Source organism: Caballeronia sp. LZ034LL (genome assembly GCF_031451215.1).
In the GTDB taxonomy this organism is placed as follows: domain Bacteria; phylum Pseudomonadota; class Gammaproteobacteria; order Burkholderiales; family Burkholderiaceae; genus Caballeronia.
This window is the reverse complement of sequence record NZ_JARUXR010000003.1, coordinates 1,251,343-1,276,106: the sequence shown is the minus strand read 5'-3', so window position 1 is coordinate 1,276,106 and position 24,764 is coordinate 1,251,343. Positions and strand designations below refer to the sequence as shown.

General features: G+C 65.7%; 12 protein-coding genes. 5 read left to right on the top strand and 7 right to left on the bottom strand.

Features of this window, described 5'->3' with window-relative positions; all coding sequences use genetic code 11:
* The first annotated feature begins 96 nt into the window (after positions 1-96).
* Complete coding sequence (locus tag QCE83_RS26920) at positions 97-930, top strand: alpha/beta hydrolase (RefSeq protein ID WP_309818473.1); 834 nt, start codon at positions 97-99, stop codon at positions 928-930.
* Positions 931-936: 6 nt separating this feature from the next.
* Here the strand turns inward: QCE83_RS26920 and QCE83_RS26915 are convergent, their stop codons facing one another.
* Positions 937-1,830, bottom strand: coding sequence for an MBL fold metallo-hydrolase (locus QCE83_RS26915; protein WP_309818470.1), 894 nt, complete (start codon positions 1,828-1,830; stop codon positions 937-939).
* A 28-nt stretch (positions 1,831-1,858) separates the two neighbouring features.
* A complete protein-coding gene (locus QCE83_RS26910; RefSeq protein ID WP_309818468.1) occupies positions 1,859-3,190 on the bottom strand; it encodes an MFS transporter in 1,332 nt (443 codons plus the stop codon).
* A gap of 906 nt (positions 3,191-4,096) precedes the next feature.
* Here QCE83_RS26910 and QCE83_RS26905 point away from each other — a divergent pair.
* Complete coding sequence (locus QCE83_RS26905; RefSeq protein WP_309818466.1) at positions 4,097-5,197, top strand: lipopolysaccharide biosynthesis protein; 1,101 nt, start codon at positions 4,097-4,099, stop codon at positions 5,195-5,197.
* A 90-nt stretch (positions 5,198-5,287) separates the two neighbouring features.
* Here the strand turns inward: QCE83_RS26905 and QCE83_RS26900 are convergent, their stop codons facing one another.
* Positions 5,288-6,871, bottom strand: coding sequence for an NAD-dependent malic enzyme (locus QCE83_RS26900; RefSeq protein ID WP_309818464.1), 1,584 nt, complete (start codon positions 6,869-6,871; stop codon positions 5,288-5,290).
* A gap of 325 nt (positions 6,872-7,196) precedes the next feature.
* On the opposite strand from QCE83_RS26900, the gene QCE83_RS26895 reads away from it, so the two are divergent.
* The gene (locus QCE83_RS26895) at positions 7,197-7,646 is read left to right on the top strand and encodes a hypothetical protein (RefSeq protein ID WP_309818462.1); all 450 of its coding nucleotides are present in this window, start codon (positions 7,197-7,199) and stop codon (positions 7,644-7,646) included.
* Here the strand turns inward: QCE83_RS26895 and QCE83_RS26890 are convergent.
* Together QCE83_RS26890 and QCE83_RS26885 are read right to left on the bottom strand one after the other, a co-directional pair.
* Complete coding sequence (locus QCE83_RS26890) at positions 7,628-8,275, bottom strand: NUDIX hydrolase (RefSeq protein ID WP_309818461.1); 648 nt, start codon at positions 8,273-8,275, stop codon at positions 7,628-7,630. The two genes, QCE83_RS26895 and QCE83_RS26890, sit on opposite strands and share 19 nt — an antisense overlap.
* 6 nt (positions 8,276-8,281) lie before the next feature.
* Complete coding sequence (locus tag QCE83_RS26885) at positions 8,282-9,094, bottom strand: LuxR C-terminal-related transcriptional regulator (protein ID WP_309818459.1); 813 nt, start codon at positions 9,092-9,094, stop codon at positions 8,282-8,284.
* Positions 9,095-9,253: 159 nt separating this feature from the next.
* Here QCE83_RS26885 and QCE83_RS26880 point away from each other — a divergent pair, with 159 nt between their 5' ends.
* Positions 9,254-10,099 (top strand): carbon-nitrogen hydrolase family protein, encoded by an 846-nt coding sequence (locus QCE83_RS26880; RefSeq protein WP_309818457.1) that lies wholly within the window; start codon positions 9,254-9,256, stop codon positions 10,097-10,099.
* Between the two features lie 68 nt (positions 10,100-10,167).
* The gene (locus tag QCE83_RS26875) at positions 10,168-11,505 is read left to right on the top strand and encodes an APC family permease (protein ID WP_309818455.1); all 1,338 of its coding nucleotides are present in this window, start codon (positions 10,168-10,170) and stop codon (positions 11,503-11,505) included.
* A 51-nt stretch (positions 11,506-11,556) separates the two neighbouring features.
* Here QCE83_RS26875 and QCE83_RS26870 read toward each other — a convergent pair whose 3' ends face one another.
* Both QCE83_RS26870 and QCE83_RS26865 read right to left on the bottom strand, forming a co-directional pair.
* Positions 11,557-22,686 (bottom strand): autotransporter-associated beta strand repeat-containing protein, encoded by an 11,130-nt coding sequence (locus tag QCE83_RS26870; RefSeq protein ID WP_309818453.1) that lies wholly within the window; start codon positions 22,684-22,686, stop codon positions 11,557-11,559.
* Between the two features lie 822 nt (positions 22,687-23,508).
* On the bottom strand, positions 23,509-24,708 hold the full coding sequence (locus tag QCE83_RS26865) for a mechanosensitive ion channel domain-containing protein (RefSeq protein WP_309818451.1): 1,200 nt from the start codon (positions 24,706-24,708) through the stop codon (positions 23,509-23,511).
* Positions 24,709-24,764 lie beyond the last annotated feature (56 nt).

The window sequence follows — 24,764 nt, the reverse complement described above, 5'->3', positions numbered from 1 at the left end:
GACAAATGGTGTGAGCGATGTCTTGCGCACGTACAGCGCCGCGCGAGACATCGTCTAATCACGGCTGTACCGGAACCATTGCGGGTCGACAGCACCATGCGTGTCATCACCAGACGACGATTCATCTCCGCGGCATTGGCCGCCTGCGCGGTCGGCGTCATTGCCCCGCGTGCGCGCGAACACGACGAAGCAGGCGGCATCCCCTATGGCGCCGCGCGGCGCCAGCGGCTCGACTTATACGCCCCGGCTGCCGATGCCGGTTCAAAGCGGCCCATCGTCGTGTACTTCTATGGCGGTGCGTGGCAGAGCGGCCATCGCTCGGACTCGCATGGCGTGGCGCAGGCGCTCGCCGCACATGGCATCGTGACCGTCGCGGCGGACTATCGCCTGTATCCGGACACGGTCTTCCCCAGCTTCCTCGATGATCCCGCCACGGCCGTGCGCTGGGCGCACGATCACGCGCATGAATTCGGCGGCGATCCGCAGCGCCTGTTCGTCATGGGACATTCGTCCGGCGCACACATGGCGTCGATGCTCGCGACCGATCCGCGCTATCTGGCGGCGCATGGCCTGTCGAACCGCTCGCTTGCCGGCATGATCGGGCTGGCGGGACCGTACGCCGTCATTCCGACGACAGACCCGCACATGGACGAGATTTTCCCTGCCGCGTTGCGTTCACAGGCGTTGCCGATTGCCTTCGTCGACGGCAACGAGCCGCCGATGTTCCTGGCCGCCGGCACCGACGACAAGGACGTCGATCCGCGCAACAGCGACCGCTTCGCCGATGTCCTGCGCGCGCATCACGACAAGGTGGAGTTAAAGAAGTACCCGGGGCTCGGGCACGTGACGATTGTCGAGTCATTCTCGGCCAAGCCGGGCAAGCCTTCTCCGGTGCTGGCCGATGTCGTCGCGTTCATCGACGCGCATTAGCATTCATCACGCATCCGGATCGGCCCAGCGCAGTGCGAAGCCGTTGCGCGCTTCGTCGATATAGCCCGCATGCGGCGCCATGAAATGCCCGGGCAATAACAACGCGCGATGCTCGCAGCTGGCCTGCAAAACCCGCTCGCGCGTCTCTGCCGACTGCACCGGATCGATACAGCCGAAGCAGCTCCATTGCGGATACCGGACCTGCACCGGATGATGGATGATGTCGCCTGTTAGCACGGCGCGCGCATCGTCGGACTTGACCCAGATCGCAACGTGTCCCGGCGTATGTCCCGGCGCGGGTTCGAGCGTGAGGCAATCGGCCAGCTCGGCGTAGTCGTCGACGATCATCGCCTGGCCCGCTTCGATCACGGGCAGCACGCTGTCCTGATACGCGATCAGATGCGGGCCGCCCTTGCCTGCGTCGGCCGCGCACTTCGCTTCCCAGAACGCGTGCTCGCGCCGCGAGAACACATACTTCGCGTTCGCAAACGTAGGCACCCAGCGCCCGCCGACGAGCCGCGTGTTCCAGCCGATGTGATCGGCATGCAGATGCGTGCAGAGCACATAGTCGATCTCTTCGGGCGTCGCGCCGGCAGCAGCGAGCCGATCGAGAAACGGCGTGTCGAGTCCGCACCAGTCGGGCCGGCCGGGCCGGTCCTTGCCATTGCCGACACAGCCGTCGATGAGAATCTTGTGCTTGCCGGTATCGAGGAGCCAGGAATGCATGCTGAGCAACAGGCGCCCCGAGGCCGCGTCGTAGTGGCCCGGCGTCATCCACGAGAGGTTCTCGGCGAGCGCCTCTTCGGTCGCCAGCGGAAAGTACTTCAGGAAGTTGAACGAGTGATCCACCATCTCTTCGACGAGCGTCGCCGTGATCTTGCCGATCCTGAATCGAATCATGTGGGTTGTCTCCTGATGAAGGTTGTGCTTACGCTGCGGCGGCTTCGCGTTGCCCGGCGTCGTCCTCGACGGCCGCGGGTTCCGCCGCGCCAAGTTCCTGGCCGGCGGCCTCGCGCAGTTGCGTGATGCCGATCACCGAGATCACGGAAGCGAGCGCGATATACGCCGCAAGCGGCCAGTAGCTGCCTGCCCAGCCCACCATCAGCGCGGCGAGAATCGGCGTGGGACCGCTCCATACGACGGTGGCGAACTGATACGCCACCGACACGCCGCTATAGCGGATCGCCGCGTGGAACTGTTCGCCCATCAGGCTGGGCTGCGTGGCTTGTGTGCTGCCTTGTCCGATCAGCGCAATCGAAATGGCCGCGACGATCATCGGATAGCTGGCGGTATGAAGCATCGCATAGAAGGGAAAGATGAACAGGCCGATGAAGATCATGCCGCCCATATAAACCCGCTTGCGGCCGATGCGATCCGAAAGCGCGCCGAAGATCGGCTGCGTGACGGTTTGCAGGAACGCACCGATCATCAGCGCGCGCAAGGCAAGCGGCCGCGGCACGTGCAGGTCCTGCGTCAGATACACCAGCGAATAGACCGCGATGGCGTAGAAGCTCGTGTTCTCCGCTGCTTGCGCGGCCAGCAGGCAAAGCGTCTTGCGCTTCTCGCTCCGGAGCACGGTTGCGATAGGCAGACGATCCTTCGCGTTGGCCTTCTGCAGCTTCCTGAAGCTGGGTGATTCGGACACGCTGCGCCGAAGCACGATGCCGAACACCACCAGCACGCCGCTCACGAGGAACGGAATGCGCCATCCCCATGCGGCGAATTGCTCGCTGGAGAACATCGCTGTGGTCAGCGCCATGACGCCAGTCGACAACAACAGCGCGGCGGGAATGCCGCACTGAGGCCAGCTGCCGAACGCGCCGCGCTTCTTCGCCGGCGCATGCTCGATCACCATCAGCGTGGCGCCGCCCCATTCGCCGCCCACGGCGAAGCCTTGCAGGAAGCGCATCACCGTCAGCAGGATCGGTGCAGCGACGCCGACTTGCGCATACGTCGGCAACAGGCCGATGAGGAAGGTCACGCTGCCCATCATCGTGAGGCTCATGACGAGCATCGCCTTGCGGCCGATGCGATCGCCGAAGTGACCGAACACGATACCGCCCAGCGGACGCGCAATGAAGCCAACGGCAAAGGTCGCAAGCGAAGCGATGGTGCCCGCGACGGGGTCGAAGGCCGGGAAGAAGAGCTTGTTGAAGATCAGCGCCGCCGCCGATCCGAATATGAAGAAGTCGTACCACTCGAGCGTCGCGCCGATCGCGCTCGACCATGCGACGCGCCGGATATCCTTGTTATCGACCATTCGTGTCTCCTGCCATTTCTTCGTTATTGTCTGCGCCGCGAGGCAAGCGGATTCAGCGTTGATGTCACCCGAACGGACGAACGCGGCCCGACACACGGCCGAAGTGAATTCGGCCATGCGGAAGCTTTCGAGCAGGAGGGAGATCAGGCTGAGCACGCCAGTTTCGATGGCGCTGCCAGTGTCGATTCGCTGTTTGCGAAACGACGAATTCCGAGCTTAGTACCGGCGTCCTGGCGACGCTCGAATACCTGTTATGCGAAAGCTAATGACGGTGATAGCGAGAGGCTTGGCGCAATTTCTACCCGGTAAATTCTATTCAAGACTCCTTGCATTTCGCACGCGCGTTCGCGATCAGGGTTTCTACGGTGAACGTTTTGCGCGTGACTGCAATTCTTGCTGCATCCCAAGTACGACAAAAGATTTTTTTACTGAGACAAGCGTTTACATTCATCTCATAAGAAGATAAAGTTCGTTCCGTTGATCAGGTTTTCGGCAATGCTTGCTGAACCGGGAAGGAACCTCCGAGAAATCGGATTTTTTTACCGTACGCGCGCAAACGTTGTACCAGCTCCGTCGACGTAGCCTTGAAAATGATCTGATGTTATTTCACGAGGCTTAACCGGGCGAATGACCCTTTCATTTGCTCGACTCTGCCATCCAGAGCGCTAGTCGTGTCACGCGCTGGAACTTGTCGGTAAAAAATCCGTGTCGTCCCAACCGTCCGCCAGCGCGATGAGCGCGGCAGACAGGACTGGTGCGCTCATCTTCCGGATGACTAATTAATGTCACCCCACGATGAGAACGGATTGAAGCGATTCAAAGCAGTTTGAATCGTGCACTGACAGGTCCATCAAGCGTGTAGAAATTCACGATCGTTGCGCTCACCCATTAGCCCTGCTGATCGCAATGACGAATCGTAACCAAACCTCCGTTCGCCGCTTCAACGTTTTCTCCGCACGCAAGATCACGGCCGTCGCGACCGCCGTCCTCACCAGCGTCCTGCTCGCCGCATGCGGCGGCGGCGGTGATTCCGCCCTCGACGCAGCCGCTACCGCCAAGGCCAGCGATCTACCGGAATCCACCGCGAAGGCGGCGACCAGCTCGTCCATCTTCTACGGCGTGAATGGCCGCAACACCAACGGCGGTGCCTACGACGGCACGCCGGTGGCAACCCAGCTTGCACAGCTGAAGGACCTCGGCGCGAAGATCTATCGTAACGACGTGTACAACGTGGCCTCGGCCGCAGTCGTCGCGAAGATGACGCAGACGATGGCCGCCGGCGGCGTGACGGTCTATCCGGTGCTGATGCTCGGCGCCAACTACAACAACGAGCAGGATGCCTATAACGCGGGCTACACGCTGGGCCGCCAGGTCGCGCAGACCTACAACTGGCAATACTACGAAGTCGCCAACGAACTCGAAGCGCAAGCGCTCAACGGCAATGTCGACGGCACCAACTGGAAGCACTACAAGAACCAGCCGTTCGTCGTCGCACGCGGCGTGTATCGCGGCCTGATCGCGGGTGTGAAGTCGGTGAACGGCTCGGCGAAGATCATCATCAACGGCACCTGGCTGCACTACTCGTTCTTCCAGATGCTGCTCGACGGTTCGCAGCCGGACGGCACGCACGGTCACCCGACGGTCAACTGGGACATCACCGCGTGGCACTGGTACTCGGATCAGGGCGACATGACGCACGCATGCGGCGGTTCGGGTTGCTACGACATGCTGGCCGTGCTCAAGTCGATGGGCCGTCCGATCTGGATCAACGAATTCGGCGTCCGTCCGAACTACGGCTCGGATCAGCAGATCGCGAACTACATGTCCGGCAACACGATGATGGCGCAGTTCCAGAGCGTGGCGTCGAAGTACAACATCCAGTCGATCCAGCAGTTCGAACTGTATGACGACAGCGAAGGCAACTTCGGCCTGCTGCGCGGCGACGGCAAGACGCAAAAGCCGGCTTACACGGCCTACAAGAACTTCGTTGCATCCCACCCGATGTAATGCATGACGCGGGATCCGCAGATCCCGCGTAGTTCAAAGCACGACGAGCGACCCTGGCGGTCGCTCGTTGCGTTTGGGGCGCGACTTATCTCAACTGAGCGGCCGATACGCCGGCACATAGGCGACCGCTTTCATGTGGGCCAGCAGATCGTCCGGCCGCTTCACGCGCGCGAGTCCCTGCTCGAAGATGTATTCCGCCACCTTGGCGGCCACGTGCATCGACGCCTCGAAGATTCCGCTCTGCGGCGGGTAGATCAGACCCTTGCCGAGACTTTCGTCGCTGACCTGCTCGGCGACTGCCTTGGCCGCGACGATGAACATGTCTTCGGTCACGCGCGTTGCCTCAGTGGCGAAGACCGCCATGCCCATCGCGGGGAAAATGTACACGTTGTTGCCCTGTCCCGGCACGAACTGCCGTCCTTCGATCTCGACCGGTCCGAACGGGCTGCCGCTCGCGAAGATCGCCTGCCCTTTCGACCAGCGGTACGCTTCCTCGGCAGTGCACTCGGAACGCGAAGTCGGATTCGAATAGGGGAAGATGATCGGGCGTTCGTTGATCTCGCTCATTGCTTCGATCACGGGCTGACTGAACAGCTTGGGCACCGTGCTCACGCCGATGATGCCGGTGGGTTTGAGCGCGCGCACTGCATCGACGAAACTGTCGAGCGGTTCGTGATCGATCGCGAAGGGCTGCTGGAACGCCGCGAGATCCGTGCGCGAGCGGACCATCAGTCCGTTGATGTCGAAGAGGCTGTTGCGCGCGCGGGCCGCGTCGATGTCGACGCCTTCGAGCGCCATGGCTTCGCTGATGAGTTCGGCGATGCCCGTCGCCGCCGAGCCGCCGCCGAGGAACAGGAAACGCTGCTCGGTCAGCTTCTGTCCGGAGATGCGCAATGCGCCGTAGATGCCGGCCAGTGCGACGGCCGCGGTGCCCTGGATGTCGTCGTTATAGGTGCAGACCCGGTCCTTGTAGCGCGCCAGCAACGGCACCGCGTTGAAGTTCGCGAAGTCCTCCCACTGGATGCAGCATTTTGGATACGCGTCCTGGACCGCGTTCACAAATTCGTCAAGAAACGCATCGTAGTCCGCGCCGCGCACGCGCTCCTGCCGCAGGCCAAGATAAAGCGGGTCTTCGAGCAAGGTCTGGTTGTTCGTGCCGACATCCAGCGTGACGGGCAGGCAGTGCATCGGCGGCACGCCTGCGCAGGCGGTGTACAGCGCCAGCTTGCCGATTGGAATGCCCATGCCGCCGACACCCAGATCGCCGAGCCCGAGGATGCGCTCGCCATCCGTCACGACGATGAACCGAACGTCCGTTTCCGGCCAGTTGCCGAGCAACTCCCTGACGCGGCCGCGCGCGTGGATCGGAATATAGAGGCCGCGCGTGGCCCGGAAGATCTGATCGAACTTCTGACACGCTTCGCCGACTGTCGGCGTGTAGACGATCGGCATGTAGGTGGCCGGATCGGACATCAGCAACGCATAGAAGAGTGTTTCGTTGCGGGCCTGCAAGTCGGAGAGAAACAGGTAGCGCTGCAGGTCGCTGTCGAGGTGCGACAGCTCGGCATGCGTGCGCGCGATCTGCAATTCGAGCGAGCTCACGCCGGGCGGCAACAGCCCTTCGATGCGCCAGGCCTTGCGTTCTTCGAGCGTGAACGCCGTCCCGTGATTCAAGCGCGGAATTGTGCAGGACGTCATAGCCATGTGTCTGAAGAGACATGATCGCTTCCCCTTGACGTAAGCCGAAGCACGTAGTGTAGGCAGACTTCACGGACCGATGAAGCGAAAACGCACGCTTTTTCGTGCTTGACCGGACGTCGCACGAAACGTCTTCGATCAGATGAAACGAGGAGACCGCTTATCAGCATGCCTATATGACAGACATGCGGCCACGCGCCTTGTTGCCGTCCCGGCCTGCACCTACTCTCGGTCAGAAGGCGCATTGCTGTCGATGCCGCCTCGATTCGTGGCACACCAACGAACGATCCATGGAGAAGACATGCGCGACACCTTGAGTCCTGTCATCACAGGCCCGCGGGGCCTATCCGCGATTCCGGAGCAGCAGCAGCACACCCCGCGCTCCATCCTGTTTGCGGGCGGCACGAGCACCAGGACGATTGCGGGCATTGCACGGCGGCTTGCCGTTGCGGGACAACGCTTCGAGCTGCATCATTTCGTGCGGTCCGCGGAGCGCAGCGCGCAGCACGACGAGATCGACGCCCTGCGTCATCACGGCAAGGTGCATCGTCATGTGGATCTGCCTCATGCGCTCTTCGAACAGGCGTGTACGCATGCGCTCAGTCCCGCACGCGCCAACACGCAGATCTATTGCAGCGGCCCGCCCGCGTTCATGGATTTCATCGCCCACCACGCGCGCGACTGGGTGTACGCCGCCAACATTCACAGAGTGGGTCCGGGCGCGCAGGCGCTTCAGTCGAAGTCGACCTGATCGCTGCGGCGCAACGCATCGAGCCGCCTGATCTGCTCGGGCAGGATGCGGCCCAGCGAGAGCGGCGGCAGTGCATCGAGCGGGAAGAATCCGGTCTCGTTCGTCTCGCTGCCGATGATCTCGCCGGCCTCCGCAATGCGCCCGAGAAACACCAGCTTCCAGATATGGAACACGGACGGCGGGTGCGCATGCGCATTCATGTCCCACACGGCAAGCAGGCGCACGATATCGACGGTGAAGCCGCTTTCCTCGCGCGCTTCCTTGGCCGCGTTCGCAGCCGGCGATACGCCTATATCAGCCCATCCGCCCGGCAGCGACCACCTGCCATCCGCGAGTTCGCGCACCAGCAAGATGCGCCCTTCGTCATCGAATACGGCGCAGCGTACGTCGAGCTTCGGATTCGCGTAGCCCGACTCGAAGGCGAACAGTTGCGCGACGTGCTGCGTATCCATCGACGCCAGCTCCGCGAGTTGCGCATGCGCGATCTGCGCAATTTCCTCATAACGCTCGCGGTCGAAGTCGCCGGTGGCGTAGTGAAGTCCGGTCTGGGCAATCGCGAGCAGGCGGCGCGCCTGTTGCAAGCGCAGCTGCGCCTGCGCGACGGGTGTCGTGTGCAAGGGGTTATTCATCGAGACTCACTTCGCATCCATGTCGGACTCATAGAACATCGCGAAGAGCTCGGACTGTGAACTCACGCCGAGCTTCGCGTAGATGTGCTTCTTGTGCGCCCGCACGGTTTCAAACGAGATCGCCAGTTTCTCGGAGATCGCGCGTGAGGAAAAGCCGCGCAGGATCAGCATCGCCACTTCAGTCTCGCGCGCCGTCAGCACGCTGCGTCCACTCCGGCTGCCGAGCGTGCCGAAGCGCGCGGCCATGTGCTGGTCATCGCCTTCCACGGGCGCATGCGCCTCGTGCACCGCTTCTCGCTCGAAGCGCACGCGCTGCTGCATCAGCGCCAGCACCCACGGTGCATAGAGCGTGAGCAGCGCGGTCTCGCGATCGTCATAACGGCTCGTCTTGCCCAGCGACAGACCCATCGTTTCGTTCTGCCCCATGTAGACGTTGAAATGCACTTCATCGCCGACGATATTGCGCTTGAAGTACCGCTGGTAATACTCGGTCATGCGGAAGTTGTCGGGCGCGACGTCGGCGAGCGTGTAGAAGCCCGACTGACGCATCTCGAAGGCGGCGAGATAGAACGGATCGAGCTGATACATCGCGGACAGATAGTGCTGGAACAGCACGTCGATCTTGCCGTCGGGCAAGGCCTGCTCGGCCAGCACGTGCGGCGTGTCATCGCGCAGGAAGCGCAGTGCGACCCAGCTGTCGAAGGCCACGTGCCGCTCCAGCACGCGCGTGAGACGCGCCCAGAATTGCGGGCCGTCGAGGGCCTCGATGGCCGAGCCGATCTCCCGGTGAAAGGCGAGATCCCGCCATTCCAGCTCCATGCAGTGCTCCTGTGGGGTACCCCGGATGGGTAATTTCTCGCCAAAAATATTACCTTGATAATCGGCCGTGACGCCGGCAGTCCAAGCGCGAATCATCACATGGCGCGACGCATCTGGCGTGTTCAGTGCGTCTGAAAGGAATATGGAAGGAGACGGGCAATGCAAGTGGAGCTGGCGCAACTGCAACTGATCGACGGCGATCTCGCGCACAACACGCGCAAGGTCGTACAGACGATCTCGAACGCCGACACCTCCGGCGGCACGAAGCTGATCGTGTTTCCCGAGACCACGCTGTCAGGCTTTCCGGTGCGCGAGAACGTTGAGCAACTGGCGCAGGCGCTCGACGGCCCCGCGTTGACCGCGGTGCGCGACGCCGCACGTCAACGCCGCGTGGCCGCAGCGGTGGGATTCACCGAGCGCGAAGGCGCGCACTTTCACAACACGACGGTGCTCATCGACGAACGCGGCGAGATTGCGCTGCGTTATCGCAAGACGCATTTGTGGGCGTCGGACATCGGCATCTACACGCCGGGCGACCGCTTCTCCACCTGCATGTGGAACGGCCTCACCGTGGGCCTGCTGATCTGCTACGACATCGAGTTTCCCGAGACCGCGCGTGCGATTGGCGCGCTGGATGCGGACCTGTTGCTCGTGACGAACGGCAACATGGATCCGTTCGGTCCGGTGCATCGCCGCGCCATCGCCGCGCGCGCGATGGAAAACCAGATGTTCGCGCTGATGGTCAACCGCTGCGGCTCCGGCGATGAAGCGCTGACGTTCCCCGGCTTGTCCGCGCTTATCGATCCTTTCGGCGAAACCGTCATCGAACTGGGCGGCGCAGAGAGCGTGACGAAAACGGACATCGACCTGAGGCGACTCGAAGCCAGCCGCGAGCACTACAACTACCACCATGACGCGCGCGTTCCGCTAGGCCTGACGGCCGTGCAGGAAGCCGACGGCACCCGTTCGCTGCTGCTCGAAGCACGCACCCGCAAGGCCGGCTGACCGCACCACACGCTGGTCGAATCACAGAATCACAACGACACCGGCCGCCGCTGCGGCCAGGAGACATCATGCAGACTTCATCTTCCGAACCCACGCATCTGAAACGCACGCTCGGCTTGCCGTCGGTGCTGCTGTTCGGCCTGGCCTACATGGCGCCGCTGATCGTGTACGGCACCTATGGCGTGCTCGCCAAAGCCAGCGGCGATACGGCCGCCCTCGCCTATCTGCTCGCACTCATCGCGATCGTCTTCACGGCCCTGAGCTATGGCAAGCTCGCACGGCTCTTTCCGGTGGCGGGCTCGGCCTATACCTACACGCGCAAGACCTTCAACGCGCATCTCGGCTTCATGATCGGCTGGGCGACACTGCTCGACTATTTCTTCCTGCCGATGGTGATCTGGCTGATCGGCGCGGCCTATCTCAACGCCGCGTTCCCGCATGTGCCGTCGTGGGTGTGGATCGTCGCGTTCATCGTGCTGACGAGCGGACTGAACATCGTCGGCATCGAACTGGCCGCGCGCTTCAACATCGTGCTGATGATCCTGCAGCTCGTGATCGTCGCGCTGTTCGTCGCGCTCTGCTGGCATTACGCCGCAGCGGTTGCCGGGCCGGGCGGCATCGCGATGGCCGAGCCGTTCTTCAAGCCGCACGTCCCGCTCGGCGTGACCATGGCAGGCGCCGCGATTGCCGCCTATTCGTATCTCGGCTTCGACGCGGTGTCCACGCTCACGGAGGAAACCATCGAGCCGAAGAAGAACATGCCGCGCGCCATCGTGCTGATTGCGCTGATCGGCGGGGCCATCTTCGTGATCGCGGCCTGGACGATGCAGCTCGCGCACCCCGGCGCCGAGTTCAAGGATACGGATTCGGCCGCGTTCGAAGTCGCGAAGATGATCGGCGGCGATCTCTTCGTCAGCGTGTTCCTCGCGGGCCTGATTCTCGCGCAGTTTGCTTCGGGCATCTCGGCGCAGGCGAGCGTCGGCCGGCTGCTGTATGCAATGGGACGCGACGAGATCCTGCCGCGGCGCATCTTCGGCTTCGTGCATCCGCGCTTCAAGACGCCGGCGTTCAACATCGCGATTGCGGGCGTGGTCGGGTTGATCGCGTTGAAGATGGATGTCGCGACATCGACGTCGTTCATCAACTTCGGTGCGTTCCTCGCGTTCACGGCCGTCAATCTCTGCGTGATCCGCATCTGGCTGTCAGGGAATCATGGCGAGCGCCGGATCGGCATGCTGGGCGGACTGGTGTTCCCGGCCATTGGCGCAATCGCAGATATCTGGCTGCTCGCAAGCCTGGAGACGCGGGCGCTCGTGCTCGGCGGAGTCTGGTTCGTGGTGGGGATCGCTTACCTGTGCTGGATCACGAAGTTCTTCCGGCAGGCGCCGCCGGAAGTGGCGCTGTAGGTCGTCACGCGTACAAGGCAGGCCGCGCGCCGAACGCGCGGCCACCATGCTTCAGAACTTCCACTGCAAATTCCCCGTCAGCGTGTGATCCTGCGCACCGCCGCCATACTGGCCGGAGTACTGCACGCCGAAGCTCAGGTTCTTCGTGATCGCGGCATCCACGCCCAGTTCCACCACAGCGGCATCCCGCGCGATCGGCACACCCGTCACGTCGAACGCATTCCCGCCCGCCACGAACGCCACGCGCGAGACCGGCGTGGTGTCGCCCATCGCGTGCCGCCAGCCGGCCATCGCCCGCGCGGTCAGCATGCCGCGTGCGCCGGGATAGAAGCGCCATGCAGCCCGGGCGCCGAGCGTCGAATAGGTGATGCCCTGGTTCTCGGAATCGCCCTTGAGCGCAGCCGGCCCGCTTTCTTCGAAGCCGTCCGAAGACACGTTCACGTAGGCCAGCGCGGCAAACGGTTCCACCGCGACCGGCCCCGCCGCGATGCCATAACCCACCTCGCCGAAGACCTGTCCGATCTTGGTCGTCTGGCCCGAGCTTTCCTTCGCGTTGAAGCCCGAGAAGCCGATCGTGCGATCCGTGTCCGCGTGATTCCACGAGTAGCCGCCGCCCATGCGCACGCCCAGCGGGCCGTACTGCGCGCCGCCGTACAGCGCGAGGTGATAGCTGTCCACCGAAGCGCTGGCGTTGAGGTCGTCGCTGATCGAGCCGTGACCGAAGCCCGCCGCCGCGCCCACGCGCCAGTGATCGTTCACCGCCGTATCGACGCCGGCGAAGAAGCCGCTGGTGGTCTGCGTCACATCGGATACGCCGCTCGGGCCGTTCAGCCGGTCATGCGCGCCATAGCCCTGCGCCCAGACTGTCGGCCGCCACGGTGCGCGCTCGGCGCAGGCCGCACTGGAGCCGCGATGCGTCGTGCCGGCCGCGCTCGTCGAGGTGTCGTCGCACATCGCGCCTTGCGATGACGACAGCGCCGCCAGCGGTCCGTCCTCCGGCGAGAGGCCGCGGCGCAGACGGTCGGTGACGGCGTCGCGCAAGAGGCGGCTGTCGTCGACCAGCATGCTGCGCGTGCTCGCGTAGATCTCGCCGGCGAGCGTCGCGAAGCCCCAGCGGGCGCTCGGCGCGTCGGACAGGAAGATGGCGTCGAACACCGGATTGCCGACGCCGAGCTGGGCGATGGCCGTGGCCGCCGCGCGCTGGTTCGGCGTCGCCGCGATCGACGGGAACAGCACGCCGTTCGGCACCAGCGACAGATACACGTTGTTGGCGTCGTAGCCGAGCGTCGGCGTGAGGAACACGAGGTTCGACGTCGCGTTGGTGAAGGTCCCGTTCACGCCGCCCTGCGAGGTGAGGATGGTGTAGTTGTTGTCGAGCCCCCACTTGCCGCCGCCGGCCTGCACGTTGACCGTGCCGCCCTGGATCGTCGTCGTGCCGCCCGCCAGGATCTGGCCGCTGTGCTGCTGCGGATTCGCGCCGACGTTGTAGTTCGAGCCGGGCTCGAAGGTGACGTTGCCGGCGACGTTGAGCGCCTGTCCGGGCGTCGTGGCGGCAGCCGTGCCGCCGTCGTGGACCACGACGCTGCCGACCGTGCCGCTGCCCGACACCGTGCCGCCCGAACCGACCGTGACGGGTGCGGCGGGCATCGCGCCGGCGACGTCGAGCGTGCCGCCGCCCACCGCCACCGGGCCGGTGCTCGTGTTGGTGCCGGTCAGCGACAGCGTGCCGTCGCCGACCTTCGTCACCGTGCCGCTGCCGCTGATGCTGCCGCCGTAGGTCACGTTGCCCGAACTGTTGAACACCAGCGAACCGTTGTTGTTGATCGGCCCGGTGATGCTGCCGCTGGTGCCGCCGTTGCCCACCTGCAGCGTGCCGCTGTTGATGGTCGTGCCGCCCGTGTAGGTGTTCTCGCCGGTGAGCGTGAGCGTGCCGGGACTCGTCTTGGTCACGCCGCCCGCGCCGCCGATGGTGCCGCCGTAGTCGCCGCCGCCCACCGCGATGCCGCCCGTGCCCACATTGACCGCCGATCCGGACACGCCGTTGAGCGTCGAGATGGCCACTTGCGTGGTGCCCGTGTTGAGCGCGCCGCCGTTGAGGGTGACGGTGCCGCTGCCGAGCGCGGTGCCGGTGTTCGCGGTGATCGAGCCGCTGTTGAGCGTGGTGCCGCCGCCGTAGCTGTTGTTGCCGGCGAGCGTCAGGTTGGCGGCGCCGTCCTTGGTGATGCCGCCGCCGCCCGTCACCGGCGAGGTCAGCGTGAGGTCGTTGCTGCCGCCGAAGGTCGCGCCCGTGTTCAGCGTGACCGCGTTGCCGATGGTGAGCGCCGTGGAGGTATCGAGGGTCGACGGAGCATCGACGCTGAGGCCGCCGGAGCCGAGCGCGCCGGTATTGCCGAGCACGAGCGTGCCGCCCGCGAGCGAGGTGCCGCCGGTGAAGGTATTGGCGCCATCGAGCGTCTGCGAGCCGGTGCCGGTCTTCACGATGCCGCCCGTGCCGCTGATGGTGCCGCCGTAGACCGAATTGCCGTTGACCGCGAGATTCAGGCTGTGCGAGCCGAGCAGCACGCTGCCGCCGGCGACGCCCGAGAGGCCGCCGAGCGTCGGATTCGTGCTGGCGCCGCTCACGTCGAGCGCCGCGCCGGGCTGACCGATGTCGACGACGCTCGCGCTGTCCAGCGAACCGCCTGCGCCGAGTGCGAGCGTGCCGGCGTTGATCGTCGTGTTGCCGGTGAAGGTCTGCGCGCCCGTGAGCGTCTGCGTGCCGCTGCCTTGCTTGACGATACCGCCCGTCCCGCCGATGGTGCCGCCGAACGTGGTGTTGCCCGCATCGCCGAAGGCCAGCGTGTTGCCGCCCAGCGCGACCGAGGTTCCGCCCACGCCGCTCAGCGCGCCGATGGTTTGCGGCGTGTCCGCGCCACTGACATCGAGCGCGGTTCCGGCATTCGCGAGGTTGACCGCGCCGGTCGATGCCAGGCTGCCGCCCGCGCCGACCGCAATGGTGCCCGCGTTCACGGTGGTGCCGCCGGTGAAGGTATTGCCGCCGGTGAGCGTGAGCGTGCCGCTGCCGTCCTTGGTGACGCCGCCGGTGCCGTTGATGGCGCCGCCGAAGGTGGTGCTGTTGGCGTCGCCGAGCGTCAGCGCGGTGTTGCCGAGCGTGACCGCGGTGCCGCCGACGCCGCTCAGCGCGCCGATCGAGCGCGGGCCGTTCGCGGCGCTCAGGTCGAGATCGGCGCCGGTACCCGACAGATTGACGGCGCTGCCCGGCGCGAGGTCGCCCGCGCCCGCGAGCACCAGCCTGCCCGCGCCGATGTTGGTGCCGCCCGTGAAGGTCTGCGCCGCGGTGAGCGTTTCCGTGCCCGTGCCCTGCTTGACGATGCCGCCCGTCCCGCCGATGGTGCCGTTGAAGGTGGCGTCGCCTGCATCGCCGAAGGTCAGCGTGTTGCCGCCCAGTGCGACCGAGGTGCCGCCGACGCCGCTCAGCGCGCCGATGGACTGCGGCGCGCCTGCGCCGCTCACATCGAGCGCGGTGCCGGCGTTCGCGAGATTCACCGCGCCGGTCGATGCCAGGCTGCCGCCTGCGCCGACCGCGATGGTGCCGGCATTGACGGTCGTGCCGCCGGTGAAGGTGTTCGCGCCGGTCAGCGTCTCCGTGCCCGCGCCGTTCTTGACGATGCCGCCCGCGCCGTCGATGGCGCCCGCGAAGGTGCCGTCCGCCGCGGTGCCGAAGGCGAGCGTGTTGTTGCCGAGGCTCAAGACGGAGCCGCTCACGCCGTTCAGCGCGCCGATGGTCTGCGGTCCGCTCGCTCCGCCGATGTCGAAGCCCGCGCCGGGGCCGTTCAGCGTGACGGAGGTCGTCGGCGTGAGGCTGCCGCCCGCGCCCAGCGCGAGCGTGCCGGCGTTGATCGTCGCGCCGCCGGTGAAGGTGTTGGCGCCGGTGAGGGTTTCGGTGCCCGTGCCGGCCTTGACCAGGCCGCCGGTGCCGGAGATCGTGCCGCCGAAGGTGGCGTCGTTCGCGTCGCCGAGTTGCAGCGTGTTGGCGCCGAGCGTCACGTTGGTGCCGGCCGCGCCCGCGAGCGAACCGATTGCCGGGGCCGTGGTGGCGGCGCTTACGTCGAGCGCCGCGCCTGCGTTCACCAGATCGACGATGCCGGTCGGCGACAGGCTGCCGCCCGCGCCCAGTGCGAGCGTTCCGGCGTTGATCGTCGTGCCGCCGGTGAAGGTGTTGGCGGCGGTGAGCGTTTCGGTGCCCGCGCCGTTCTTGACGATGCCGCCCGCGCCGTCGATCGTGCCCGCGAAGGTGCCGTTGGCGGCGTCGCCGAATGCGAGCGTGTTGTTGCCCAGGCCGACGACCGAACCCGCTGCGCCGTTCAACGCACCGACGGTCTGCGGTCCGCTGGCGCCGCTGATGTCGAAGCCGGTGTTCGAGGCGAGATTGAGCGCGCCGGTCGCGACCAGGCTGCCGCCTGCGCCGATGGCCAGCGTGCCCGCGTTGACGGTCGTGCCGCCGGTGAAGGTGTTGGCGCCGGTGAGTGTTTCGGTGCCGGTGCCGTTCTTGGTCACGCCGCCGGTGCCGCTGATTGCGCCGCCGAAGGTGGCGTTGGCGGCGTCGCCGAAGGTCAACGGGTTCGCGCCCAGCAGCACCGAAGTGCCGCCGACGCCGCTCAACGCACCGATCGTCTGCGCGCCGCTTGCGTTGCTCAGATCGAGCGATGCGCCCGTTCCCGTGAGATCGATCGCGCCTGTCGGAGCGAGACTGCCCGTGGCGCCCAACGCGATGCCGCCTGCGTTGATCGTCGTGCCCCCGGTGTAGGTGTTCGCGCCTGTCAGCGTCGTGACGCCCGCGCCGTTCTTGACGATGCCGCCCGCGCCATTGATCGCGCCGGCGAACGTGCCGTTGTTGCCGTCGCCGAATGCGAGCGTGTTGTTGCCGAGGCCGATCACCGAACCGGTGACGCCGTTCAGGCCGCCAATCGATTGAGGACCGCTGGCGCCACTGATATCGAGGCCCGCGCCAACACCCGTGAGCGTGACCGCGCCGTTGGGCGTCAGACTGCCGCCCGCGCCCAGCGCCAGCGTGCCGGCGTTGATCGCAGTACCGCCGGTATAGGTGTTCGCACCCGTCAGCGTTTCCGTGCCCGTGCCGTTCTTGATAAGGCCGCCCGCGCCGCTGATTGCGCCGCCGAACGTGGCGTCGGTTGCATCGCCAAAGGTCAAGGGATTGGCGCCCAGCAGCACTGAAGTACCGCCAACACCGCTCAACGCACCGATGGTCTGCGCACCGCCTGCATTGGTGAGATCAAGCAATGCGCCCGATCCTGCCAGGTTCACTGCGCCCGTCGAAGCGAGGCTTCCACCTGCGCCCACAGCAATGCCGCCCGCATTGATCGTGGTGCCGCCGGTGTAGGTGTTCGCGCCCGTCAAGGTTTCGACACCTCCACCATTCTTGACGATGCCGCCCGTCCCGTTGATTGCACCGGCGAACGTGCCGTTGTTGCCGTCGCCGAATGCGAGCGTGTTGTCGCCCAGCCCGATCACCGAGCCAGTGACGCCATTCAGACCGCCAATCGATTGAGGCCCACTCGCCCCGCTGATATCGAGACCGGCGCCGACGCCCGTGAGCGTGACCGCGCCGTTCGATGCCAGACTGCCGCCCGCGCCCAGCGCCAGCGTGCCCGCATTGATGCCCGTGCCGCCGGTATAGGTGTTCGCGCCCGTCAGCGTTTCCGTGCCCGTGCCGTTCTTCACGAGGCCGCCGGTGCCGTTGATCGTGCCGCCGAATGTGCCGTTGGCGGCGTCGCCGAATGCAAGCGTGTTGTTGCCCAGGCCGATAGCCGAACCCGTGACACCATTCAACGCGCCGATGGTCTGCGGTCCGCTCGCCCCGCCAATGTCGAAGCCCGTTCCCGCGTTCGCAAGCGTGACCGCACCCGTCGATGCCAGGCTCCCGCCCGCGCCCAGCGCGAGTGTGCCGGCGTTGATCGTCGTGCCGCCGGTGAAGGTGTTGGCGCCGCTCAGTGTTTCGGTACCCGTACCGTTCTTCACGATGCCGGCCGTGCCGCTGATCGCGCCGCCGAAGTTCGCGTTGGTGGCATCACCGAAGGTCAACGGGTTCGCGCCCAGCAGCACCGAAGTGCCGCCGACACCGCTCAATGCACCGATCGTCTGTGCGCCGCTTGCGTTGCTCAGATCGAGCGATGCGCCCGTTCCCGCGAGATTTACCGCGCCTGTCGGAGCGAGACTGCCCGTGGCGCCCAACGCGATGCCGCCTGCGTTGATCGTGGTGCCGCCGGTGTAGGTATTTGCGCCCGTGAGCGTTTCAACGCCTCCACCATTCTTGACGATGCCGCCCGTGCCGTTAATTGCACCAGCAAACGTGCCGTTGTTGCCATCGCCGAATGCGAGCGTATTGGCACCGAGACCGATCGTCGATCCGGCTACGCCGTTCAGGCCACCGATGCTCTGCGGCCCGCTGGCGCCGCTGATATCGAGACCCGCGCCCACGCCCGTAAGCGTGACCGCGCCATTCGATGCCAGGCTGCCGCCCGCGCCCAGCGCGAGCGTGCCGGCGTTGATCGCAGTGCCGCCTGTATAGGTGTTCGCACCTGTCAGCGTTTCCGTGCCCGTACCGTTCTTGACGAGACCACCCGTGCCGTTGATCGCACCGCCGAAGGTGCCGTTAACGGCGTTGCCGAATGTGAGTGTGTTGGCTCCGAGACTGACCACCGAACCCGTCACGCCGTTCAACGCGCCGATCGTCTGCGGCCCGCTCGCGCCGCCGATGTCGAAGCCCGTTCCCGCGTTCGCAAGCGTGACCGCGCCCGTCGATGCCAGGCTACCGCCCGCGCCCAGCGCGAGTGTTCCAGCGTTGATGGTCGTGCCGCCGGTGAAGGTGTTGGCGCCGGTCAGCGTTTCGGTGCCCGTACCGTTCTTCACGATGCCGGCCGTACCGCTGATCGCGCCGCCGAAGTTTGCGTTGGTGGCATCGCCGAAGGCCAGCGGATTCGCGCCCAGCAGCACCGACGTCCCGCCGACACCGCTCAACGCGCCAATCGTCTGCGCTCCGCTTGCATTCGTCAGGTCCAGCGACGTCCCAGCTCCCGCGAGATTCACCGCACCCGTCGATGCCAGACTGCCGCCCGCGCCCAGTGCGATGCCGCCTGCGTTGATCGTCGTGCCGCCGGTGTAGGTGTTGGTGCCCGTGAGCGTTTCGACGCCCGCGCCATTCTTGACGAGGCCGCCCGTGCCGTTGATCGTGCCCGCGAACGCGCCGTTGGCGGCGTTGCCGAAGGCGAGCGTATTCGCTCCGAGACCAACCACAGAACCCGCCGCGCCGTTCAACGCGCCAATGGTCTGCGGCCCGCTCGCCCCGCCGATGTCGAAGCCCGCCCCTGGTCCAGTGAGCGTGACTGCACCCGTCGATGCCAGACTCCCGCCCGCGCCCAGCGCGAGCGTGCCGGTGTTAATCGTCGTGCCGCCGGTGAAGGTGTTGGCGCCGGTGAGTGTTTCGGTACCCGTACCGTTCTTCACGATGCCGGCTGTGCCGCTGATCGCGCCGCCGAAGTTCGCATTGGTGGCATCGCCGAAGGTCAACGGGTTCGCGCCCAGCAGCACCGAAGTACCGCCGACACCGCTCAACGCGCCGATTGTCTGCGCGCCGCCTGCATTCGTCAGGTCCAGCAATGTTCCCGCTCCTGCCAGATTCACCGCACCCGTCGATGCCAGACTGCCGCCTGCACCGACTGCAATGCCGCCTGCATTGATCGTGGTGCCGCCGGTGTAGGTATTCGCGCCCGTGAGCGTTTCAACGCCCGCGCCATTCTTGACGATGCCGCCCGTGCCATTGATGGCGCCGGCAAACGTGCCGTTGTTGCCGTCGCCGAACGCGAGCGTATTGGCGCCGAGACCGATCGTCGAACCGGCGACGCCGTTCAGGCCGCCGATCGATTGAGGTCCGCTCGCCCCACTGATATCGAGGCCCGAACCCACGCCCGTAAGCGTGACCGCACCATTTGACGCCAGACTGCCGCCCGCGCCCAGCGCGAGCGTGCCGGCGTTGATCGCCGTACCGCCGGTGTAGGTGTTCGCGCCCGTCAGCGTTTCCGTGCCCGTGCCGTTCTTGATCAGACCGCCCGCGCCGCTGATCGCGCCGCCGAAAGTGGCGTTCGTCGCGTCACCAAACGTCAAGGGGTTCGCGCCCAGCAGCACTGAAGTGCCACCGACACCGCTCAACGCACCGATCGTCTGCGCGCCGCTCGCATTCGTGAGATCCAGCGATGCGCCCGTCCCCGCGAGATTCACCGCGCCTGTCGCGGCCAGACTGCCGCCCGCGCCCAACGCAATGCCGCCTGCGTTGATCGTGGTGCCGCCGGTGTAGGTATTCGCGCCCGTCAAGGTTTCGACGCCCGCGCCATTCTTGACGATGCCGCCCGTGCCGTTGATGGCCCCGGCAAACGTGCCGTTATTGCCATCGCCGAAGGCAAGCGTGTTGGCGCCGAGACCGATCGTCGATCCGGCGACGCCGTTCAAACCGCCAATCGACTGCGGCCCGCTCGCGCCGCTGATATCGAAGCCCGAACCCAGGCCAGTGAGCGTAACCGCCCCGTTCGACGCCAGACTGCCGCCCGCGCCCAAGGCAAGCGTCCCGGCGCCGATCGTCGTCCCGCCGGTATAGGTGTTCGCGCCCGTCAGCGTCTCCGTGCCCGTGCCCGCCTTGGTGATCCCGCCCGTGCCGCCGATCGAGCCGCCGAATGTCGCGTTAGTGCCGTTGCCGAACGTGAGGCCGTTTCCGCCCAATGCCACCGAGGTTCCGCCGACGCCGCTCAGCGCGCCAATCGTTTGCGCGCCGGTCGCGCCGCTGAGATCGAACGAAGCACCCGCGCCCCCCAGATTCACCGCGCCCGTCGATGCCAGGCTCCCGCCCGCGCCCAGCGCCAGCTTGCCCGCGTTGATCGTCGTGCCGCCTGTGTAGGTGTTGGCGCCCGTGAGCGTTTCGGTCCCCGTACCGTTCTTGACGATGCCGCCCGTCCCGTTGACGGCGCCCGCGAACGTGCCGTTGCCGGCATCGCCGAATCCCAGCGTGTTCGCACCCAGTCCGATCGTCGAGCCCGCCACGCCGTTCAGCGCGCCGATGGTCTGCGGCCCGCTCGCCCCGGCGATGTTGAAGCCCGAACCGGCGCCCGCGAGCGTCACGGCGCCGGTCGAGGCCAGACTGCCGCCCGCGCCCAGCGCGAGCGTGCCGGAGTTGATCGTCGTTCCGCCGGTAAACGTGTTCGCGCCGGTCAGCGTTTCGGTGCCCGTGCCCGCCTTGGTGATGCCGCCTGCGCCGCTGATCGCGCCGCCGAACGTGGCGTTACTGGCATCGCCGAATGTGAGCCCGTTGTTGCCGAGCGCGACCGACGTCCCGCCGATCCCGCTCAGTGCCCCGATGGTCTGCGGGCCGCTCGCGCCCGCGATATTGAACGCAGCGCCCGCGCCGTTGAGATTCACCGTGCCGGTCGAGGCCAGGCTGCCGCTCGCGCCCAGCGCGAGCGTGCCGCCGCTGATCGTGGTGCCGCCGGTATACGTGTTCGCGCCGGTCAGCGTTTCGGTGCCGGTGCCGGTCTTCGTGATGCCGCCCGTGCCGCTGATCGTGCCGCCGTACGCCGCGCTGGTCGCGCCGCCGAGACTCAGCGAATTCGCCCCCAGCAGCACCGAGGTTCCGCCGATACCGCTCAGCGCCCCGATGGTCTGCGCGCCCGACGCGCCGCTCAAATCGAACGACGTGCCCGCGCCCGCGAGATTCACGGCGCCGGTCGGCGCCAGGCTGCCGCCCGCGCCCAGCGCGAGCTTGCCGGAGTTGATCGTGGTGCCGCCGGTGTAGGTGTTCGCGCCGGTCAGTGTTTCGGTGCCCGCACCATTCTTGACGATGCCGCCCGTGCCGCTGATCGTGCCGCCGAACGCGCCGTTGTTGGCATCGCCGAACGTCAGGGTGTTGGCTCCGAGTCCGATCAGCGAACCTGCCACGCCATTCAGCCCGCCGATGGTCTGCGGCCCGCTCGCCCCGGCGATGTTGAAGCCCGCCCCCGCACCCGTGAGCGTCACCGCGCCGGCCGGCGCCAGGCTGCCGCCCGCGCCCAGCGCCAGCGTGCCCGCGTTGATGCTGGTGCCGCCGGTGTAGGTGTCCGCGCCCGAAAGCGTCAAGGTGCCCGTGCCGTTCTTCGTGAGGCCGCCGGTGCCCGACATCACGCCCGAGAGCGTCGTGCCGTTCGTGCCCTGCACCGTGAGGCCGCCCGTGCCGAGGTTCACCGCGTTGCCGACCGTCAGACCCGCGGTTCCCGCCTGGATCGTGCCGCCGGTGGAGGTGATCGTGCCGGTGCCGAACGCGCCGCCGTCGTTGAAGATGGCCGTCGAGCCGCCGAGCAGCGTCGTGTCCAGCACCGTCGAGGCGCCGTTGAGCGTCCACGTGCCGCTGTTCACGCCGAGATGCTGGAAGTTGATGTAGTTCGCCGTATTGATGGTGCCCGTCGCAGGTCCGCCCGACGCCTGCGTCAGCGCGAGCGTGTTGTTGCCGCCCGCGCCGCCATCGACGATGCCCGGCACCGCAAAGCCCAGCGACAGCCCCGCGACACCCAGCACGTTCAGGCTCGCGCCGGGCGCGGTGCTCACCGATGAGCCCGTCTGCGCCGTGAACGTGTTCGTGGTGCCTGCGCCCATCGACACGCTGCCGTTGATCGTGCCGCCGTTGGTGAAGGTGTTGCCCGGTCCCGAGGTCGGCGCCTGGAACGCGACCCGCCCGTTGATCGTGCCGGTGTTGGTGAAGTCCGTCCGCGCGCCGCCGTAGGACGCCACCGTGGCCGCATCGTTGGGAATCACGGTGAGGCCGAGCAGCGCCGTCGAGCCCAGCGTGCCGCTGTTGTTGATCGTCGTGGTGCCGCCCGTGCCGTTCTGCGCGACCAGCGCGAGGCCGGTCAGGTCGGCGAGATTGACGCCGACGAGACCCGTCGTGCCCCGGATCGTGCCGGTGTTGGTGATCCCGACCGTGTTCGCCGACGAATTGCCCACCACGGCGCCCGTCGCCAGCACGCTCAGGACGCCGAGCAGCGAAGGATCGATGGTGCCGTTATTGACGAGCGTCGGATTGGCGCCGGACATAGTCAGCGCCGTGCCGAGGCCAGGCGCGAGCGTCGCGCCGGACTGGACCGTCACCGTCTGCTGCGGCGTCGTGCCGACAAAAGAGCCATTCGCGCCCGTGCACGAAACCGAGGTCGTGCCGAGGCACAGCGCCTGCGCGTCAGTGCTTGCAAGGCCCGCGATTATCGCCAGGGAAAAACCAAGGAATAAGGAAAGGGAGTTAAATCGACCGAAGCGTGTAGGTGCGACCAAATCATTTTTTCTTGCAAAGCTGTTTTCGACGGCCATCGTCAGCTCCGGCTTGCGTGCATGGTCGACCGCTCCCGGTGTGGCGGGAGCGGTTTTCAGGCGCACGCAGTTCTCTCAGGTTTTGAGCCGACGAAGTGGTCCTTTTAGCACGGGTTGTGGCAACGTTTGCGTCGTTCCTCAGGCTGACGGCGCTTTCGCTTCACACCCGCATAAAACAAAGCCAGGACTCCTGTTTCGTCGAGCTTCTCTCTTAACGGCTTAGCGCAAGCATAGGCGACCCTGTCTTTAGCCTTCAAGCTTGGTTGTCTCTCAACGCACGCCTTCGGGAGGAAAATTATTCTCCTTAAAGCAATGTTCATATCAATCAAACCTTATTATTGTTTCGACAAACGAAACCGTCCGACGCAATTCTCTTTTAATCGTCGAGTTTCATTCTTTTTGCATCCCCGTTTTTCAGCCGTCAAAGAATTGAACAAAAGACAACAGGCAGAAAAAATAACCCGGGATAATCAGACAATCGGCAATTTATATTGTGGAAGCAATCGTCTTTCCCAGATCAATCAAATTCCATTCAATCTTTTAATCGAGAAAGTTAAATCGATTAACACTCGATCGATAATGCCGCACTGCCGCATTAACGTTAGCCGCTCATGGCGCGACGGCTGTACCGCGTTCCGGTTGCCAGCAGCGCAGGCTGAACATCGGCACGACGCCATAGGCGTGATCGAGCATGTCGGACTGAAGCGCTTCGTAGCGCTCCCAGCGAATTTCCGCGAGATACACGCAGATTTCCAGCGCCAGCACCGGCGCCGCCGTTTGCACCTGCCGGATCACCACCGGCATGTCGCGCCGCACCGCCGGATGCGCCCTGAACCACGCGCCGAGATAGCGGCGGTACAGCCCGAGATTGGTGCGGCGTTCGTCGTCGGGCACGGGAAGCGGGAGATCGAACGCTTCATGCAGTTGTGCGAGCAGGCGATCGTCGGGATAGCGAATCGTATCGACATCGAAATGGATGGCATGCCGCAGCCGCCGCGCGCCCGCTTCCGTCATGCCGCGCCAGTTCTTCACGCTGTTCGCCAGCAGCACCTGGCTGGGCAACATCACGATGGTGTTGTCGAAGTTGCGAACCTTGATGGTATTCAACGCAATATCGATCACCGTGCCGTCGGCGACGAAACCAGGCACTTCAATCCAGTCGCCCACGCGCAGCATGTCGTACGCCGCGAGCTGGATGCTGGCGACGAAGCCCAGCAGCGAATCGCGGAAGATGATGATGAGCAGCGCGGTGATCGCGCTGAGGCCCGTCAGCAGATACACCGGGGAGCGCTCCAGCACGATCGAGACGATCGCGATCAGCGCGACCAGATAGACCGCGATGGTGGCGATCTGCAGGAAGCTCTTGATGGGCCGCTCGCTCGCGGACGGAAAGTGGCTGTAGCGTTCCTCGATGCTGTCGCGCAGCGCGAGCGCAGTGCGCACCAGCGTCACGACCATGAAGCATGCAGCGAGGATGGCGAGCGGCTGGCCGAGCGCCGGGATGATCGGAAAGGTCAGCCCGGTGAGCAGCGGCGCCGCCCAGAACACGATCGCCGCGGGCACGAGCGGCGCGAGCCGGTGAAACACGCGATGACGCTCCGCCGCGACCAGCCACTTGCGCCCTTCCTTGCGCGCGAGCCGGCTGACGATCATCAGCATGATCCAGCGCGTCAGGTAATAGCAGACGGTGCTTGCGAGCAGGATGCCGAGCAGCAGCGCGACGACCAGCAGTGTCGCAACCATCCAGCTGTCCGTGGAGACGTGGACCTGCCAGTCAGGGCCTCTTTCGATACGCAAGTTACCGAACATGGACGCTCCAGGAAGGGGGCGAACGCTGTCGCCATGCACGGCGGGTCCGCCCGATT

Coding starts and splice junctions, on each gene's coding strand:
- QCE83_RS26865 (WP_309818451.1), bottom strand. CDS start 24,708: ATGTTCGGTAACTTGCGTATCGAAAGAGGCCCTGACTGGCAGGTCCAC.
- QCE83_RS26910 (WP_309818468.1), bottom strand. CDS start 3,190: ATGGTCGATAACAAGGATATCCGGCGCGTCGCATGGTCGAGCGCGATC.
- QCE83_RS26905 (WP_309818466.1), top strand. CDS start 4,097: ATGACGAATCGTAACCAAACCTCCGTTCGCCGCTTCAACGTTTTCTCC.
- QCE83_RS26895 (WP_309818462.1), top strand. CDS start 7,197: ATGCGCGACACCTTGAGTCCTGTCATCACAGGCCCGCGGGGCCTATCC.
- QCE83_RS26885 (WP_309818459.1), bottom strand. CDS start 9,094: ATGGAGCTGGAATGGCGGGATCTCGCCTTTCACCGGGAGATCGGCTCG.
- QCE83_RS26920 (WP_309818473.1), top strand. CDS start 97: ATGCGTGTCATCACCAGACGACGATTCATCTCCGCGGCATTGGCCGCC.
- QCE83_RS26890 (WP_309818461.1), bottom strand. CDS start 8,275: ATGAATAACCCCTTGCACACGACACCCGTCGCGCAGGCGCAGCTGCGC.
- QCE83_RS26875 (WP_309818455.1), top strand. CDS start 10,168: ATGCAGACTTCATCTTCCGAACCCACGCATCTGAAACGCACGCTCGGC.
- QCE83_RS26915 (WP_309818470.1), bottom strand. CDS start 1,830: ATGATTCGATTCAGGATCGGCAAGATCACGGCGACGCTCGTCGAAGAG.
- QCE83_RS26880 (WP_309818457.1), top strand. CDS start 9,254: ATGCAAGTGGAGCTGGCGCAACTGCAACTGATCGACGGCGATCTCGCG.